The sequence below is a fragment of the Streptomyces griseorubiginosus genome (genome assembly GCF_001514195.1).
Lineage (GTDB): Bacteria > Actinomycetota > Actinomycetes > Streptomycetales > Streptomycetaceae > Streptomyces > Streptomyces griseorubiginosus.
The window spans coordinates 69,908-83,729 of the sequence record NZ_KQ948739.1; the positions used below are offsets into that span (position 1 = coordinate 69,908).

The window sequence follows — 13,822 nt, forward strand, 5'->3', positions numbered from 1 at the left end:
AATCCTCTCAGATCCGCGGAGCCGGATATGCGCTATCTATCAGGCAGGGTTCCTGATAATTTACACCGCGACTTGAGTCGGGGACGAGAATTCCGGGAGGGGCCCGAAGATGAGCGATGTGGTCCACACATCAGCAGAGGTACGGCGGGCCCGGTACGCCGTGGCCGCCGTGTTCGCCGTGCACGGGGCCGTGACCGGCTCGTTCGCGACGCGGGTGCCGTGGATCCAGGAGCACTCCTCGGTCAGCGCCGGCCAACTGGGCCTGGCGCTCGCCTTCCCGGCGCTCGGCGCCTCGCTGGCCATGCCGCTGGCCGGCCGGGTCAGTCACCGCTTCGGCGCCCGGAACGCCCTGCGCGGCCTGATCTCCCTGTGGACCCTGGCCCTGGTCCTGCCGTCCCTCTCCCCCAACCTCCCGACGCTCTGCCTGGCCCTGTTCGTCTACGGCGCCACGGCCGGCATGGCGGACGTGGCGATGAACGCGCTCGGCGTCGAGGTCGAGAACCGCCTGGGCCGCTCGATCATGTCCGGGCTGCACGGCCTGTGGAGCGTGGGTGCCCTGGTCGGCTCCGCGGCCGGCACCCTCGCCGCGCACCTGGGCTCGGACGCCCGGCTGCACCACGCGCTCGCGTCGGCCACCCTGACCCTCCTCGGTCTGGCTGCCTGCCGCTGGGTGCTGGACCTCCAGGCCCCCGAGGACGAGGAGCCGCCGCCCCGGTTCGCGCTGCCGCCGAAGTCGGCGCTGCTCATCGGCGCGATCGGGTTCTGCGCGGTGTTCGCGGAGGGGGCCAGCCTGGACTGGTCGGCGGTGTACCTGCGGGACCGGCTGGAGACCTCGGCGGGGCTCGCGGCCGCGTGCACCACCGGTTTCACGCTCACGATGGCTGTCGCACGGATCGCGGGGGACCGGCTGGTGGACCGCTTCGGCGCGGTGCGCACGGTCCGGACGAGCGGGGTCCTGGCGGTGCTCGGCGGGCTGCTCATCGTCCTCGCCCGGCAACCGGCGGTGGCGATGGGCGGGTTCGCGCTGATGGGGCTCGGCATCGCGGTGGTCGTGCCGCTGTGCTTCGCCGCCGCGGGCCGCAGCGGATCCAACCCCAGCCTGGCGATCGCCGGGGTCGCGACGATCACCTACACCTCGGGACTGGTCGCCCCGAGCGCGATCGGCACGCTGGCCCAGGCGACCAGCCTGATGGTGTCGTTCGCCCTGGTGACGTTCCTGGCCTGCGGGCTCGTGGCCTTCGCGGGGGTGCTGCGGGCCGGCGACCGCCGGAAGGTCGTCACCCCGGCGGCGACGGTCTCCGAGCCGCGGCACTGACGTCCGCGCCCAGGGTGGCGCCCGGCTAGGGCGAGGCCAGGTCGTAGGCGTACGACGCGCTGAACGTGCCCGGTGCGCCCTTGCAGCCGTCCGACTCCCCCGGCAGCTTCACCCACAGGTAGGCGTCGATCCTCGCCTCTCCGGTGTCCAGGGTCGGAGCGCGTCCGATCCTCCGGCCCGCGGGGTCGCACCACTCGCCGTCCCGCGGCGCGCCGTTGCCGTTGCGGCTGGTGTCGATGACGGCGCCCAGACCGGGCGGTCCGCCCAGGGCGGCGAGGACCTGACGGTCGTAGGCGATCTCGGCGGACGTGGTGTGGAAGTTGGAGACGTTGCTGAAGATCCCGTCGGAGGAGGCGGCCGAGGCGGCGCCCGCCCGCTTCAGCAGGGCCGCCTGCTGCACGGCAGGGTTCCAGCCGGAGTGGCCGGCGTCGTAGTAGACGCGGGCCTTCGGGTTCGCGGCCTTCAGGACCCGGCCCGCGCGGGCCAGCGAGGCGAACCGGTCGGCCCGCCCCGCCTCCGGGAGGCAGTCCGACTGGGCGATCGCGTCGGGCTCCAGCACGACGATCACCTCGCGGGAGCCGAGTCCCGCGGCGAACCGGTCGATCCAGGCGTCGTAGGCACCGAGATCCGGTGCCCCGCCCTGGGACGCGCCGCCGCAGTCACGGTCCGGGACCGCGTACGCCACGACCACCGGCACCCGGCCCTGTGCGGCGGCGCGGGCGGTGACCGCGCGGACCCTGGAGGTGATGGTCGCCGGGGTGTAGTCGGCGAACCAGACCGCGGCCGGGCGGTCGGCGATACGGGACCGGATGACATCGGCACGCCAGTCGCGCGGGTTGTCCTGCACCCAGTCGAGGACCTGCGAGGACGGGTGGCGGTAGAGGCGGCCGGCGGCGGTGGGCCGGGGCTTGTCCGGGCTCGGCTTCCTGGCCTTGGGCGACGAGGACGGAGACCCGCTCACCTCGGCGGAGGCGGAGAGGGACGCGGGGGCGGACGGGGCGGCCGACGGGGCGCCGAAGCGCGAGGGCAGGACCCGTACGCCGACCCGCCCCGGGGAGTCGCCGGCCGAAGCCGGTCGCACCTCGCCGGAGCCGTCACGGCCGCCGAGCGCGGAGAGCATTCCGGTCGCGGTGCCGACGGCGACGACCACGGCGGCCACCGCGACCAGGACACCGCGGCCCACGGCCCGTCTGCGGGCGGCGCGGCGCGCGGCCAGTCGCTGGGCACGTAAGCCTGACACCCTGTCGCTCCCCCCTCGCACGGCGGGGGCGTTACCCCGTTCTGGGGAAGCGTCGGGCCCGCCGGTACCCAGGCCAGCCTAGGACTGGGACCCTGCCGTCATGGCGCAATTGGAACAGTTCACCACCCCCCTCGACGCGGTCGTCTCCCGTATGCGCGCCCTGGACGAGGCCCTTCCCGAACGGGACGGCGTGGCGGTCTTCAACCGCGTCTACCTCGCCGTCACCGAGGCGGTGGACCGCTGTGTCGACGCGGGCCGGTTCGCGGACGCGCGGGCCGCGATCACGCTGGACGTGCGGTTCGCGGAGCGCTACCTGACCGCGGTCGACGAGGTCGCCCGCGGACACCGTCCGCCGGCCTGCTGGCGGCCGCTGTTCCAGTTCCGTCGTCATCCCGGGGTACGGCCCCTGCAGTTCGCGCTGGCGGGCATCAACGCGCACATCGGGCACGATCTCGCGCTCGCCGTGGTGGACACCTGTCGTAGCCTCGGCTGCGAACCCGCCGACGTGGAGGACGAGTTCGACCGGGTGGGCGACCTCCTCGTCTCGCTGGAGGAGCGGATCCGCGAAGAGCTGATGCCGGGCCCCGACGTCCTCCAGGTCGCCGACCCGCTCACCCATCTGCTCGGCGCCTGGAGCCTGGACCGCGCCCGGGACGCCACCTGGACCGCGGCCCGTGCCCTGTGGGCGCTGCGCGGACTGCCCGACGTGGCCGAGGAGTTCACCGAGCGCCTGGACACGGCGGTGGGTTTCGCGGGCCGCATGCTGCTGACCCCGCTGCCGGACTGACCTGCGGCTGACCCACGATTGGACTGACCTCGGGGTGCCCCCTGTTGGTCTGCCTTCCGGCTGCCCCACTGTTGGACTGACCTCGGACTCGACCAGGTCTAGTCCTCCGGCAGTTCCACCGGCGCGATCTCGTCGTACACGTCCCCCGGGCCGGGGTTGGTCGGGTCGGTCTCGCCGCCGAAGTGGTGCATGACGCCCCAGACCGCGTTCAGGGCGGTCTGGATCGCGCCCTCGGCCCAGCCGGCCGTCCAGGAGATGTCGTCGCCGGCGAGGAAGATGCCCCGCTTGTCGGCGGGCAGCCGGTCCTGCATGAAGTGGGTGAACAGGCGCCGCTGGTAGCGGTAGTGGCCGGGCAGGTTGGCCTTGAACGCGCCCATGAAGTAGGGCTCGTTCTCCCAGGACACGGTGACCGGGCTGCCGATGACGTGCTTCCTGATGTCGACCTTCGGGTAGATCTCGCCGAGCGACTTCAGCATGACCTCCATCCGCTCGTTCGCGGACAGCGGCAGCCACTTCAGGCTGTCGTCGCACCAGGTGTAGGAGAGGCAGATGACGGCCGGCTTGTCCGGGCCGTCGTCCAGCAGGTAGGTGCCGCGGGTCATGCGGTCCGTGAGCGTCATCGACATGACGTCCCGGCCCGTCTCCTCGTCCTTGTCGAGCCAGAACGGCCGGTCCACGGGAACGAACAGCTTGGAGGACTCCATGTAGTGCGTGCGCTCGATCGCCGTCCAGTGGTCGATCGGGAAGAGCGAGTCGTCGCAGGTGATCTTCGAGAGCAGCATCCAGGACTGGGCGGTGAAGATCGCCGCCCGGTAGGTGCGGATGTCCCCTCCGGCGTCGGTCACCGTGATCCGGTTGCCCGCGGTGCGGTGCAGCCGGGTCACCGCGGGGCGCGGTTCGCCGTCCACGTGCAGGGACTTCAGGGACGTGCCGTACGCCCAGTGCACGATCTTCTCGGGCTCGCGCTCCCACATCCGCAGCGGCAACTGCTGCGAGCCGCCCACGATCCCGCGGTGGTGGTCGTCGGCCTCGGTGTAGACGACCCGCAGGATCTCCAGGATGGAGTTGGGGAAGTCGGTGTCCCAGCCGCCGGTGCCGAAGCCGACCTGGCCGAAGATCTCGCGGTGCCGGAAGGAGCGGAACGCCTCGGAGTCGCAGAGGAAGCCGTAGAAGGTCTGGTTGTCGAGCTTCTCCACGAGCCGCGACCAGATCTCGCGGATGCGCGGCACGTCCCGCTCGCGCAGGGCGCGGTTCATGTCGGTGAAGTCGGCGCCCTCTTCGAGGCACCTGTTCCAGGCCTCGGCGACATCACGGTAGACCTGCGGGAGGTCGGCGATCGTCTCGGCGTAGTGGGACTCGCCCTTGAGGTCGACGACCGTCGAAGGGGTGGCCTCCGCAAGGGGGTTGGGGAAGGGGCGGGTCTGAAGGCCCACGAGGTCGATGTAGTGCTGGAGGGCGGTGGAGGAGGGCGGGAAGCGCATCGCGCCCATCTCCGCGGTCAGTCCCTCGGTGCCCTGGCCCTCGAAGCCCACGGTCCGCAGTCGGCCGCCGATCCGGTCGGCCTCGTAGACGACCGGCTTGAGGCCCATCTTCATCAGCTCGTACGCGGCCACGATGCCGGAGAGACCGCCGCCGATCACCGCGACCTCGGTGCCGTGCTCGGTGGCCGGTATCTGTCCGAGGCCCGCCGGGTGGGCGAGGAAGTCGTCGTAGGCGTACGGGAAGTCCGGGCCGAACATGGTGATCGGCGGCAGCTGCTGCTCGTCCGCATGCTCGACGGCGTTGGGCACGGTGGACGTCATGGGGTACGGACTCCTTGCACAGACAGGGCGTTGGGGGTGTTTCAGACCAGGGACCCGTACAGACCGGGCCGGCGGTCCTTCAGATACGGGTTGGCCTCGCGTGAGGCGGCGAGGAAGGCGGGGTCGGCGTCGGCGAGGACCAGGTCCGCACCGCGTCCGGCGCGGGCGCGGGCCACCCCGTCGGGGCCTGCCAGCACGGAGAGCCCGACGAAGTCGAACTCCCCTTCCTCGCCGACCCGGTTGACGTAGGCGACGTACATCTGGTTCTCCCAGGCCCGCACCGGCACCAGGGACTCGGCGACGAACTGGAACGGGTGCATCTGCGCCGTGGGCACGAGGAGCAGGTCGGTCCCGGCGAGGGCGTGGGCGCGGACGTTCTCCGGGAACTCGACGTCGTAGCAGATCATCAACCCGACGCGCAGACCCCCGAGTTCGGCCTGGACCACCGGCTGCTCCCCCGGCGTGAAGTGGTCGCGCTCGAAGCAGCCGAAGAGGTGGGTCTTGCGGTAGTTGGCGAGGCGGGTGCCGTCGGCGGAGATCAGCTGGGCGGAGTTGAACACGGTGTCGCCGGACCGCTCGGGATATCCGTAGGCGACGGCGAGGCCGTGCCGTACGGCGATCTCCGCGACCGCGTCGGCGCCCTCCCCGTCGGCCTCCTCGGCGAGGCGTCCGATGTCGTCGCCGATCGCGTACCCGGTGAGGAACATCTCCGGAGCGGCCAGCAGCGCGGCACCCGCGGCGGCGGCCGAGGCGGCGGCCTCGTCGAGGACCTTGAGGTTCCCCTCGACGGAACCGGGGCGGCCGGAGCTCTGGAGCAGGGCGGTGCGCATGCGTGATCCTCACCGGGCGGAGGGTGGATGTGGGGGCCACGTAGCGGGCCATATAGAAGGTACGGGCGGCTCACCGGCGCGAACAAGGAGGAGCCGTTGCGCGCCGGTGAGCGGTTCATTGCGTGCTCAGGCGCTCCTGCGGCGATTCGTTGCGCGGACGTCGGCGACCCCGGCACAGCACCAGTGCCGTCACCAGATACGGCACGGACAGGATCATGAAGACCGTGCTGTGCGCCAACGACGCTCCGAGCAGCGTGTACACGCCGAACACGGCGACCGTGACCAGTTCCGTGCCCAGGCTCGCCACCGAGGTGAGGGTGGCCCGCCGGGCGTCGTCGATGCGGTGCTGGAGGCGGACGTCGACGAGGACCTCGGCCAGCTGGAAGCCGGCGAAGGCGAGGCCCACCAGGGCGATGCCGGCCGGGGTGCGGATTCCGGCGCCGACGGCCAAGGCGAGGGCGGCTGAGGCGATCAGCGCGGCGAGTCCCCGGGTGCCGAGGCGTTCGGCGGGCCCGGCGAACAGGCTGCCGACGGTGACCAGCGTCCAGACCAGCAGGACCAGCCAGGGCACGGTGGTCTCGGCCACGCCGAGGTCCCGGATCAGCAGTGAGACGTACTCGTCGAGCGCGCCCCACACCGCGGCGACGGCCGGGATCAGCAGCAGGGCGCCCCGGACCGTCCGGTCGCCGCGGGCCTCGGCGATTCCGGCCCGCAGGGTCCCCGACCAGCTCGTGCTCCCCTTCGCGGCCGGTACCCGGTGCTCGGGCAGCCGGGTCGCAGTGAGCGCGGCCAGCAGACAGGCGAGGACGCTGCCGGCGCCCACGGCCGGGTAGCCGCCGAGCGCGAGGACCGGTCCGGCGAGCCCCATCGCGGTCACCGTGGCCAGCAGCCGGGCCGCACGGGTGCGTCCCATCACGCGCGCGTACCGGTCGGCGGCCCCGAGCCGTTCCATCTCGTCGTAGACCAGCGCCTCCAGCGAACCGGAGCCGAGGGCGCCGCCGGCTCCCCACAGCACGAAGCCCAGCGCGAAGGCGCCGTACGACGGGACGGTGACCCACAGCGCGAAGCCGGCCGCGGTGAGCAGCGGGCCGATCCACAGCAGCCGGCGCCGCGAGACGGTGTCGGCCCAGGCGCCGGAGGGCACCTCGAGGACCACGGCCGTGAGGGACCACAGGGCGAACAGCGAGGAGATCTGCCACAGCGGCAGGCCGGTGTCGGCGAAGAGCAGCGCGTACACCGGGTAGAGCAGGACGAGGTCGTCGAGGAACGCGTAGCCGTACAGCGTGGTCGTCAGCCGGCGGACGCCGGTCGCGGGCACACGTGCGGGTGAGAGTGTCATGAGGCCTTCCCGGAAGGGCGGTTCGGACGTCGTGGGCACGGCGTCCGAGGCGGCCCTCGGGAGGCACGGCTGGTGGATCAATGTCGCCAGGTCATGTCACCGATGTTAGGCAGTTCCGGGCCCGCTGCCCAGCGAGAATGTGGTGATCACGGCGGCGTGGTCGGAGGGCCAGTCGTTGTCCTCGACATCCGGCCAGGTCCGGGGCGTGCCGGTGACGTACGTCCGCGAGTCGAGGACCCGCAGCCCCCGGTGCAGCACGAAGTCGATGCGGTCCTGGGGCTCGGGCTCGGCGTGGACCGGGGACCAGGTGTGCCCGGGCTCGCGCACGGCGTCGGGGTGCGCCTCCCGGTAGGAGTCCCGGAACCCCGCCTCCTCCGCCGCCTTGGTCACCGGCCACTCGACGTCCGGCCAGTCCAGGTGGGAGGGGCAGTTGAAGTCCCCGACGAGGACGGCCGGCGTGCTGTCCCCGATCCTGCGCAGCGCCTCCCGCAGCTGCCCGAGCCGTACCTCCTCGTGGGCGAGCGGCTCGGACGCGTAGGGCCCGTAGTGCTCGGAGTCGAGGTGCGCGGTCCAGATGTCGACTTCCTCGTCGGCTACGGCGATCCGCGCGCCGGCGGCCCCGTAGAACCCGACGTCCGGGTCGCCCAGCACGGCGGTGACCGGGAAGCGGCTGATGACGCCGAGGTTGGGTCCGGCGCTGTGGTGGTGCCAGCCCAGCGCCTCGGCGAGTTCCTCGGCGGCGGTGCCGTAGGTCTCCTGGAGTCCGACCACGTCCGCGCCGGTCTCGGCGATGACCTTGAGCTGCTTGGCGCGGTGGTCGTGGACCTTGGTGCCGCCGTACCAGAGGTTCCAGGTCATCACGCGGAGCCGGTACGGCAGCAGGGCGCGCAGCCGGGGCACCGTGACGCCCTCCAGCCCTTCGAGGACCGTACGGCCCGGGGCCGGCTCGATGGGCGCGAGCGAGGGCACGGCGAGGACCGCGCAGCCGGCCGCCTCGGCGGAGCGGACGCCGGTCTCGGTGTCCTCGACGGCGACACAGTTCGCGGGATCCACGCCGAGGGCGCGGCAGGCGGTGAGGTAGGGGTCGGGGGCGGGTTTGGTGTGCTCGGTGTCGTCGGCGGTGACGGAGACGGCGAACCGGCTCGCGCCTCCCAGGGCTTGGAGGACGACCTCCGCGACGGCCCGCGGCGACGCGGTGACCAGGGCGGTCGGTACGCCCTCGCGGGCCAGCGCGTCGAGCAGGTCGAGGGCGCCGGGGCGGGGCACGACTCCGGTGCGGACGCGGTCGGCGAACTCGCGGTGGAGGGTGTCGGCGAGGTCCCCGACGGGGCTGCCGGTGGCCGCGGCCAGCCAGGCGGCGGTGTGCTCGACCGGGCGGCCGAGCACGTCGGGCCGGTCCGCCTCGGTCAGGGGCCGCCCGGCGACCCGCTCCACCGCCTCCCACCAGAGCCGCTCGGTGTCGACGAGCGTGCCGTCCATGTCGAACAGGACGGCGTGCAGGGCAGGTCGGCTCACGGTTGTCTCTTTCGTGGGGGGGGGGACGTACGGGTGGGAGCTGGATGCGGGGAGGGTCAGCGGGTGTGCTCCGCCACCGGCACCGGTCAGTGGGCGCGTTCCGCCACCAGCACCGGCCGCTCGGGCAGGGACACGGTCACCGCGGCCCCGGCGGTGAGCTCGGCGGACTCGTGGGCGGGCAGGTCGGCCTTGACCTCGGTGCCGTCGGCGAGCCGGACGGTGACGCGGACGACGGCGCCCAGGAAGGACGTGGCGACCACCCGGGACGTCCCGTCGGCCTCGGCCCGCAGCCGCACGGCCTCCGGACGCACCAGCACGTCGACCTCGGTCGCCGCAGGCACCGGACCGTCGACCGGCAGCCGCTGTCCGAGCACCTCGACGGTGTCCTGGGCGAGCCGGCCGGGGATCCGGCTCATGGTGCCGACGAACTCGGCGACGAACGCGGTGGCGGGGCGGCCGTACAACTCGCTCGGGGTGGCGCACTGTTCGAGCCGGCCGGCGTGCATCACGGCGACCCGGTCGGCCATGGACAGGGCCTCCTCCTGGTCGTGGGTGACGAACAGGGCGGTGATGCCGAGTTCCTGCTGGAGGCGCCGGATCTCCTCACGGAGGCTGAGCCGCACCTTGGCGTCCAGCGCGGACAGGGGCTCGTCGAGCAGCAGGACGCGTGGGCGCAGGGCGAGAGCTCGGGCCAGCGCGACCCTCTGCTGCTGGCCGCCGGAGAGCTGGTGCGGGAACCGCCCGCCCTTGTCGGCGAGCCCGACGAGGTCCAGCAACTCCGCTGCCCTGGACCGACGTTCGGCGGTGCGGACCTTGCGCATGCGCAGTCCGAAGGCCACGTTGTCGAGGGCGTCGAGATGCGGGAAGAGGCTGTACGACTGGAAGACCATCCCGGCGTCCCGGCGGTGCGCCGGGACCCGGCTCACGTCCTCGCCGTCCACCAGCACCCGCCCGGAGTCCGGGTGTTCGAAGCCGGCGAGCATCCTGAGCGCGGTGGTCTTGCCGCAGCCGGAGGGACCGAGCAGGGCGAGGAGTTCACCCGGCCGCACGGTCAGGTCGAGTCCGTCGAGGGCGACGGTCGCGCCGAACTCCCGCCTGAGGCCCTGGAATTCGACGGTGGCCGCGGTCGTCTGGGTGGTGTCAAGAAGGGTCATGGTCATCCCCGGGAAGCGGTACGGGTACGGCCGCCGAAGCCGGCCAGGACGAGGAGCAGCACCCACGTCACGAGCAGGCTGAGCACGGACACGGCGACGGACAACTGGGCCTGCGAGCCACTGACGTTGACGATCCACACCGCGAAGGGCTGGAAGCCCAGCAGCTGGGCCACGGTGAACTCGCCGAGCACCAGGGCCAGGGTGAGGAAGGAGGCGTTGAGCAGGGCGCCCCGCAGGTTGGGCAGGACGGCCCGGACGAGGGCCTGCGGCCAGCCGGCACCGCAGCTGCGGGCGGCCTCGACGAGGGTGCGGACGTCGACGGCCCGGAGACCGGCGTCCAGGGCCCGGTAGACGAAGGGCAGGGCCATCACGACGTAGGCCAGGACCAGGACGAAGGGGAAGTCGGGGTTCTGGATCGCCACGAAGGTCTCGAACAGCGGGGTGCGGGAGAGGTGGTCGGGACCCCATTTGAGGACGGTACCGATGCCGGCGACGAACGCGATGGGCGGCACGACCAGGGGAAGGGAGCACACCACCTCGACGACGGGCCGCAGCCGGGGCGCCCCGAGCCGCAGCGCGACCATCGCGGGCACCATCAGGAGCAGGACGACGGCGATGGTGGCGAGGGCCAGTTCCAGTGAGAGCAGCAGGCTGGAGACGAATCCGGCGGTGGAGAAGATCTGGGTGTAGGCGTCGAAGGTGATCCCCTGGCCGGGCACGTCGACGGTGAAGACGACGGACGCGGCCAGCGGCACCAGGAAGTACAGTCCGGCGAGGCCGAGCACGCCCCACCGCCACAGGTTCAGGCGAGCCATCGGGCGCTCCTTCGCTGAAGGGGCAGGTAGACGGCCATGACCAGGCCGGCGACCAGGACCATGTCGAGGCTGAGGGCGAGCGCCACGTTCTCCTGGCCGACCAGCACGTTGCCGGAGATCGCGTCGGCGATCTGGAGGGTGACCAGCGGGATCGAACTGCCCACCATCGCGGCGGCGGTGGCGTAGGCGGCGAAGGCGCTGCCGAAGAGCAGCACGAACCCGCCGAGCAGCGTGGGCAGCAGCACGGGCAGGGCCACGAAACGCCAGTACTGCACGGCCGTCGCCCCGTTGTTCCGGGCGGCCTCGCGCCACTGGACGCGCAGCCCGTCGAGGGCCGGGGTGACGGTGAGGACCATCAGCGGGATCAGGAAGTACAGGTAAACGACGACCAGGCCCCAGAAGCTGTAGAGGTCCCAGCCCTTGCTGGTGAGCCCGAAGTGCCGGGTCAGGACGCCCGCGTTGCCGAGGGTGGCGACGAAGGCGAAGGCCAGCGGGACCCCGCCGAAGTTCGCGAGGACCCCGGACGCGGTGAGCACGGCCTCGCGCAGGGCGCGGAAGCGGGAGGTCACCACGGCCTGGGCGAGCGGCAGTCCGACCAGGGTGCCGAGCGCGGCGGAGACGGCCGACAGCTTCACGCTGCCGAGGAGCGCGGTGAGGTAGGCGCCCTTGAGGGAGGTCGTCAGGTTGTCGAGGGTGTACGAAGTGGCCCCGGTGGCCGGGTCCTTGGCGGTGAACGCGCCGTCCAGCATGGCGATCGCGGGCAGTCCGAAGGCGACCGCGACGAACGCGAGCAGCGGGACGACGGCGACCCAGCCGAGGGACCGGCGCCGCCGACCGGTTCGGGCGGCGGGCGCCGGGTCCACTCGTACGGCGGTGGCCGTCATCCGGAGACGGCCTTCGCCCAGCCGCCGGCGATGACCGTCTTGGCCTTGTCCTGCTGGGCCTCGGTCGGGAACTTGGGCGTTCCGGTGACCTCGGGCAGCTTGGCCGCGGCGGTCTTGTCGAGGGTGCCGGCCTTCTCCAGGGCGGTCATCAGGGCCGGGCGGGCGTAGCCCTTGAGCCAGAGGTTCTGGCCCTCTGCGCTGTAGAGGTACTCCTGCCACAGGCGGGCGGCCGCGGGGTGCGGGGCGTCCTTGTTGATGGCCTGGGAGTAGTACTGCGAGAACTGGCCGTCGCTCGGGACCGTGACCTTCCAGTCGACGCCCTTGGACTTGAACTCGTCGGCGTACCCGGCGTTCAGGTAGTCCCAGTCGATGCTGATCGGGGTCTCGCCCTTCTCGACGGTGGCCGGGGTGGACTCGACGGGCGTGTAGTTGCCGTTCTTCTTCAGCTTGGCGAAGAAGTCGAGGCCGGGCTGGATGTCGTCGAAGGAGCCGCCGCTCGCGAGCGCGGCCGCGAAGACACCGCCGAAGGCCGAACCGGACTTGGTGGGGTTGCCGTTGAGGGCGACCTGGCCCTTGTACTGCGGCTTGAGCAGGTCGGCGAAGGTGGTGGGGCAGGTCTTGACCCGCTTGGCGTCGCAGCCGATGGAGATGTAGCCGCCGTAGTCGTTGTACCAGCGGGCCTGTGTGTCCTTCTGGCCTGCGGGGATGTCGTCGTACGACTGGACCTTGTAGGGCGCGAGCAGGCCCTGCTGGGCCGCGCTGAGCGCGAAGGAGCTGCCCAGGTCGAGGACGTCGGGTGCCCGGTCCTGGCCCTTGCGCGAGGTCACGGCGTTGATCTCGTCCTGGCTGGTGCCGTCGGGGTTCTCGTCCGAGATCTTGATGCCGTACTTCTTCTGGAAGCCGTCGATCAGGGCGCCGTAGTTGGCCCAGTCGCGGGGCAGCGCGATGGCGTTGAGCGTGCCCTCCTTCTTGGCGGCGGCGACCAGCTTGTCCAGGCCGCCGAAGTCGGCCGCGGAGGTGGCGGTGGCGGCGCTCTTGCCGTCGGCGGTCGTCGACGTGGTGTCGGGGGCGGCGCCGCAGGCGCTCAGGGCGAGGGCGGCGAGGGTGGCGAGAACACCGGCGGCGGCGGTTCTCGGCAGGGACACGGTCACGGCTTCTCCAGGGGGACGCGCGAGGGTGCAGGAGCCATACAGGAGTCGAGAAGGAGAGAACTTGTCTGAACAAGTTGGCCTCAGTAAGGCTGCCGCTGGTGTCCTGTTCGTAAACACTGTCGAAACACCGGCCCCCGAATTCCCGCACAATCCGTGGCACCCGGGAACCCGCCTGAACGTCGACTAGGCTGGTCACGCTGTGCACAGCATTCGACTCAGAGGGGAAGCATGCCGGCGCGACACGAGGAGATCGCCGACGAGCTGCGCCGGGCGATCGACCGCGAGGAGTACACCGTCGGCAGCCTGCTGCCCGCCGAGACGGAGCTCGCGGCGCAGTACGGCGTCTCGCGCGGAACGGTCCGCCAGGCCGTCGCGACGCTCACCGCGGAGGGGCTCATCGGCTCCCGTCAGGGCGCCCGGCGTGTGGTGCTCGCCAGCCGTCGCAGCCAGAGCTTCGCGGAACTGCGCAGCTTCGCCGAGTGGGCCCGGGCGATGGGGCGTGAGGCCACCGGGCAGGTCGTCGAGCAGGAGTACCGGCCGGCCTCCAAGGAGGACTCGATCCGCCTCCAACTGCCCTTCGGCACACCCGTGTTGCACGTCCTGCGGGTTCGCGGCCTGGACGGCGAACCGGTGTTGCTGGAGCGCACGGTGTACGCCGACTGGATCTCCCCGACCGTCGAGACCATCGAGCCCGACTGCCCTTCGGTCACCCAACGCCTGTACGACGAAACGGGGTTGGTCTTCGCCTACGGGGAGCACGTGATCGACGCGGTGGCCGCGGGGGCGCGGGACGCGGAGCTGCTGGAGATCCGCCGCACCAGCCCCCTCCTGCGGGTCCGGCGCGTCACCACGACCCGCGAGGGCCGCCCGGTGGAGTGGTCGGACGACCGCTACCGCTCGGACGCGGTGAGCTTCAGCGTCCACAACTCGATAGACAACAACGCCCTGGCCCGCAAGACGGCGGAGTAGGGCTGCAGCCCGTCGGGAGGT

12 protein-coding genes are annotated in these 13,822 nt (G+C 72.0%); 3 read left to right on the plus strand and 9 right to left on the minus strand.

The window, feature by feature from the left end; translation table 11 throughout:
- The first annotated feature begins 109 nt into the window (after positions 1-109).
- Positions 110-1,315 carry an MFS transporter gene (locus AQJ54_RS26075; protein WP_062241427.1) on the plus strand — a complete coding sequence of 402 codons (1,206 nt, stop codon included), beginning with the start codon at positions 110-112 and terminating at the stop codon, positions 1,313-1,315.
- Positions 1,316-1,340: 25 nt separating this feature from the next.
- On the opposite strand, the gene AQJ54_RS26080 is transcribed toward AQJ54_RS26075, so the two are convergent.
- Positions 1,341-2,555: a glycoside hydrolase family 6 protein gene (locus AQJ54_RS26080; protein WP_391148171.1), complete on the minus strand. Its 1,215-nt coding sequence runs from the start codon at positions 2,553-2,555 to the stop codon at positions 1,341-1,343.
- Positions 2,556-2,655: 100 nt separating this feature from the next.
- On the opposite strand from AQJ54_RS26080, the gene AQJ54_RS26085 reads away from it, so the two are divergent.
- Complete coding sequence (locus tag AQJ54_RS26085) at positions 2,656-3,342, plus strand: DUF5995 family protein (RefSeq protein WP_062241430.1); 687 nt, start codon at positions 2,656-2,658, stop codon at positions 3,340-3,342.
- Positions 3,343-3,440: 98 nt separating this feature from the next.
- Here the strand turns inward: AQJ54_RS26085 and AQJ54_RS26090 are convergent, their stop codons facing one another.
- The 8 genes from AQJ54_RS26090 to AQJ54_RS26125 form a co-directional block, all read right to left on the minus strand.
- Positions 3,441-5,144: a flavin monoamine oxidase family protein gene (locus tag AQJ54_RS26090; protein ID WP_062241431.1), complete on the minus strand. Its 1,704-nt coding sequence runs from the start codon at positions 5,142-5,144 to the stop codon at positions 3,441-3,443.
- Positions 5,145-5,185: 41 nt separating this feature from the next.
- The gene (locus AQJ54_RS26095; RefSeq protein WP_062241433.1) at positions 5,186-5,974 is read right to left on the minus strand and encodes a carbon-nitrogen hydrolase family protein; all 789 of its coding nucleotides are present in this window, start codon (positions 5,972-5,974) and stop codon (positions 5,186-5,188) included.
- A gap of 115 nt (positions 5,975-6,089) precedes the next feature.
- On the minus strand, positions 6,090-7,313 hold the full coding sequence (locus tag AQJ54_RS26100) for an MFS transporter (protein WP_062241867.1): 1,224 nt from the start codon (positions 7,311-7,313) through the stop codon (positions 6,090-6,092).
- A gap of 105 nt (positions 7,314-7,418) precedes the next feature.
- Positions 7,419-8,828, minus strand: a complete 1,410-nt coding sequence (locus AQJ54_RS26105; RefSeq protein WP_062241435.1) for an HAD-IA family hydrolase — start codon at positions 8,826-8,828, stop codon at positions 7,419-7,421.
- Between the two features lie 86 nt (positions 8,829-8,914).
- A complete protein-coding gene (locus AQJ54_RS26110) occupies positions 8,915-9,982 on the minus strand; it encodes an ABC transporter ATP-binding protein (RefSeq protein ID WP_062241437.1) in 1,068 nt (355 codons plus the stop codon).
- A gap of 2 nt (positions 9,983-9,984) precedes the next feature.
- Positions 9,985-10,797, minus strand: a complete 813-nt coding sequence (locus tag AQJ54_RS26115; protein ID WP_030321561.1) for an ABC transporter permease — start codon at positions 10,795-10,797, stop codon at positions 9,985-9,987.
- Positions 10,785-11,681, minus strand: a complete 897-nt coding sequence (locus tag AQJ54_RS26120) for an ABC transporter permease (RefSeq protein ID WP_062028198.1) — start codon at positions 11,679-11,681, stop codon at positions 10,785-10,787. The genes AQJ54_RS26115 and AQJ54_RS26120 overlap by 13 nt, the downstream gene beginning before the upstream one ends.
- Positions 11,678-12,832, minus strand: a complete 1,155-nt coding sequence (locus tag AQJ54_RS26125; protein ID WP_062241438.1) for an ABC transporter substrate-binding protein — start codon at positions 12,830-12,832, stop codon at positions 11,678-11,680. Before AQJ54_RS26125 ends, AQJ54_RS26120 begins: the two co-directional genes overlap by 4 nt.
- Positions 12,833-13,060: 228 nt before the next feature.
- Here AQJ54_RS26125 and AQJ54_RS26130 point away from each other — a divergent pair, with 228 nt between their 5' ends.
- Entirely contained in the window at positions 13,061-13,801 is a 741-nt protein-coding gene (locus tag AQJ54_RS26130) for a GntR family transcriptional regulator (RefSeq protein ID WP_062241440.1), read from the plus strand.
- Positions 13,802-13,822 lie beyond the last annotated feature (21 nt).

Bases quoted from the DNA above. Each gene is read 5' to 3' on its own strand.
- AQJ54_RS26085 (WP_062241430.1), top strand. From the start codon at position 2,656: ATGGCGCAATTGGAACAGTTCACCACCCCCCTCGACGCGGTCGTCTCC.
- AQJ54_RS26115 (WP_030321561.1), bottom strand. From the start codon at position 10,797: ATGGCTCGCCTGAACCTGTGGCGGTGGGGCGTGCTCGGCCTCGCCGGA.
- AQJ54_RS26120 (WP_062028198.1), bottom strand. From the start codon at position 11,681: ATGACGGCCACCGCCGTACGAGTGGACCCGGCGCCCGCCGCCCGAACC.
- AQJ54_RS26110 (WP_062241437.1), bottom strand. From the start codon at position 9,982: ATGACCCTTCTTGACACCACCCAGACGACCGCGGCCACCGTCGAATTC.
- AQJ54_RS26075 (WP_062241427.1), top strand. From the start codon at position 110: ATGAGCGATGTGGTCCACACATCAGCAGAGGTACGGCGGGCCCGGTAC.
- AQJ54_RS26095 (WP_062241433.1), bottom strand. From the start codon at position 5,974: ATGCGCACCGCCCTGCTCCAGAGCTCCGGCCGCCCCGGTTCCGTCGAG.
- AQJ54_RS26100 (WP_062241867.1), bottom strand. From the start codon at position 7,313: ATGACACTCTCACCCGCACGTGTGCCCGCGACCGGCGTCCGCCGGCTG.
- AQJ54_RS26090 (WP_062241431.1), bottom strand. From the start codon at position 5,144: ATGACGTCCACCGTGCCCAACGCCGTCGAGCATGCGGACGAGCAGCAG.
- AQJ54_RS26130 (WP_062241440.1), top strand. From the start codon at position 13,061: ATGCCGGCGCGACACGAGGAGATCGCCGACGAGCTGCGCCGGGCGATC.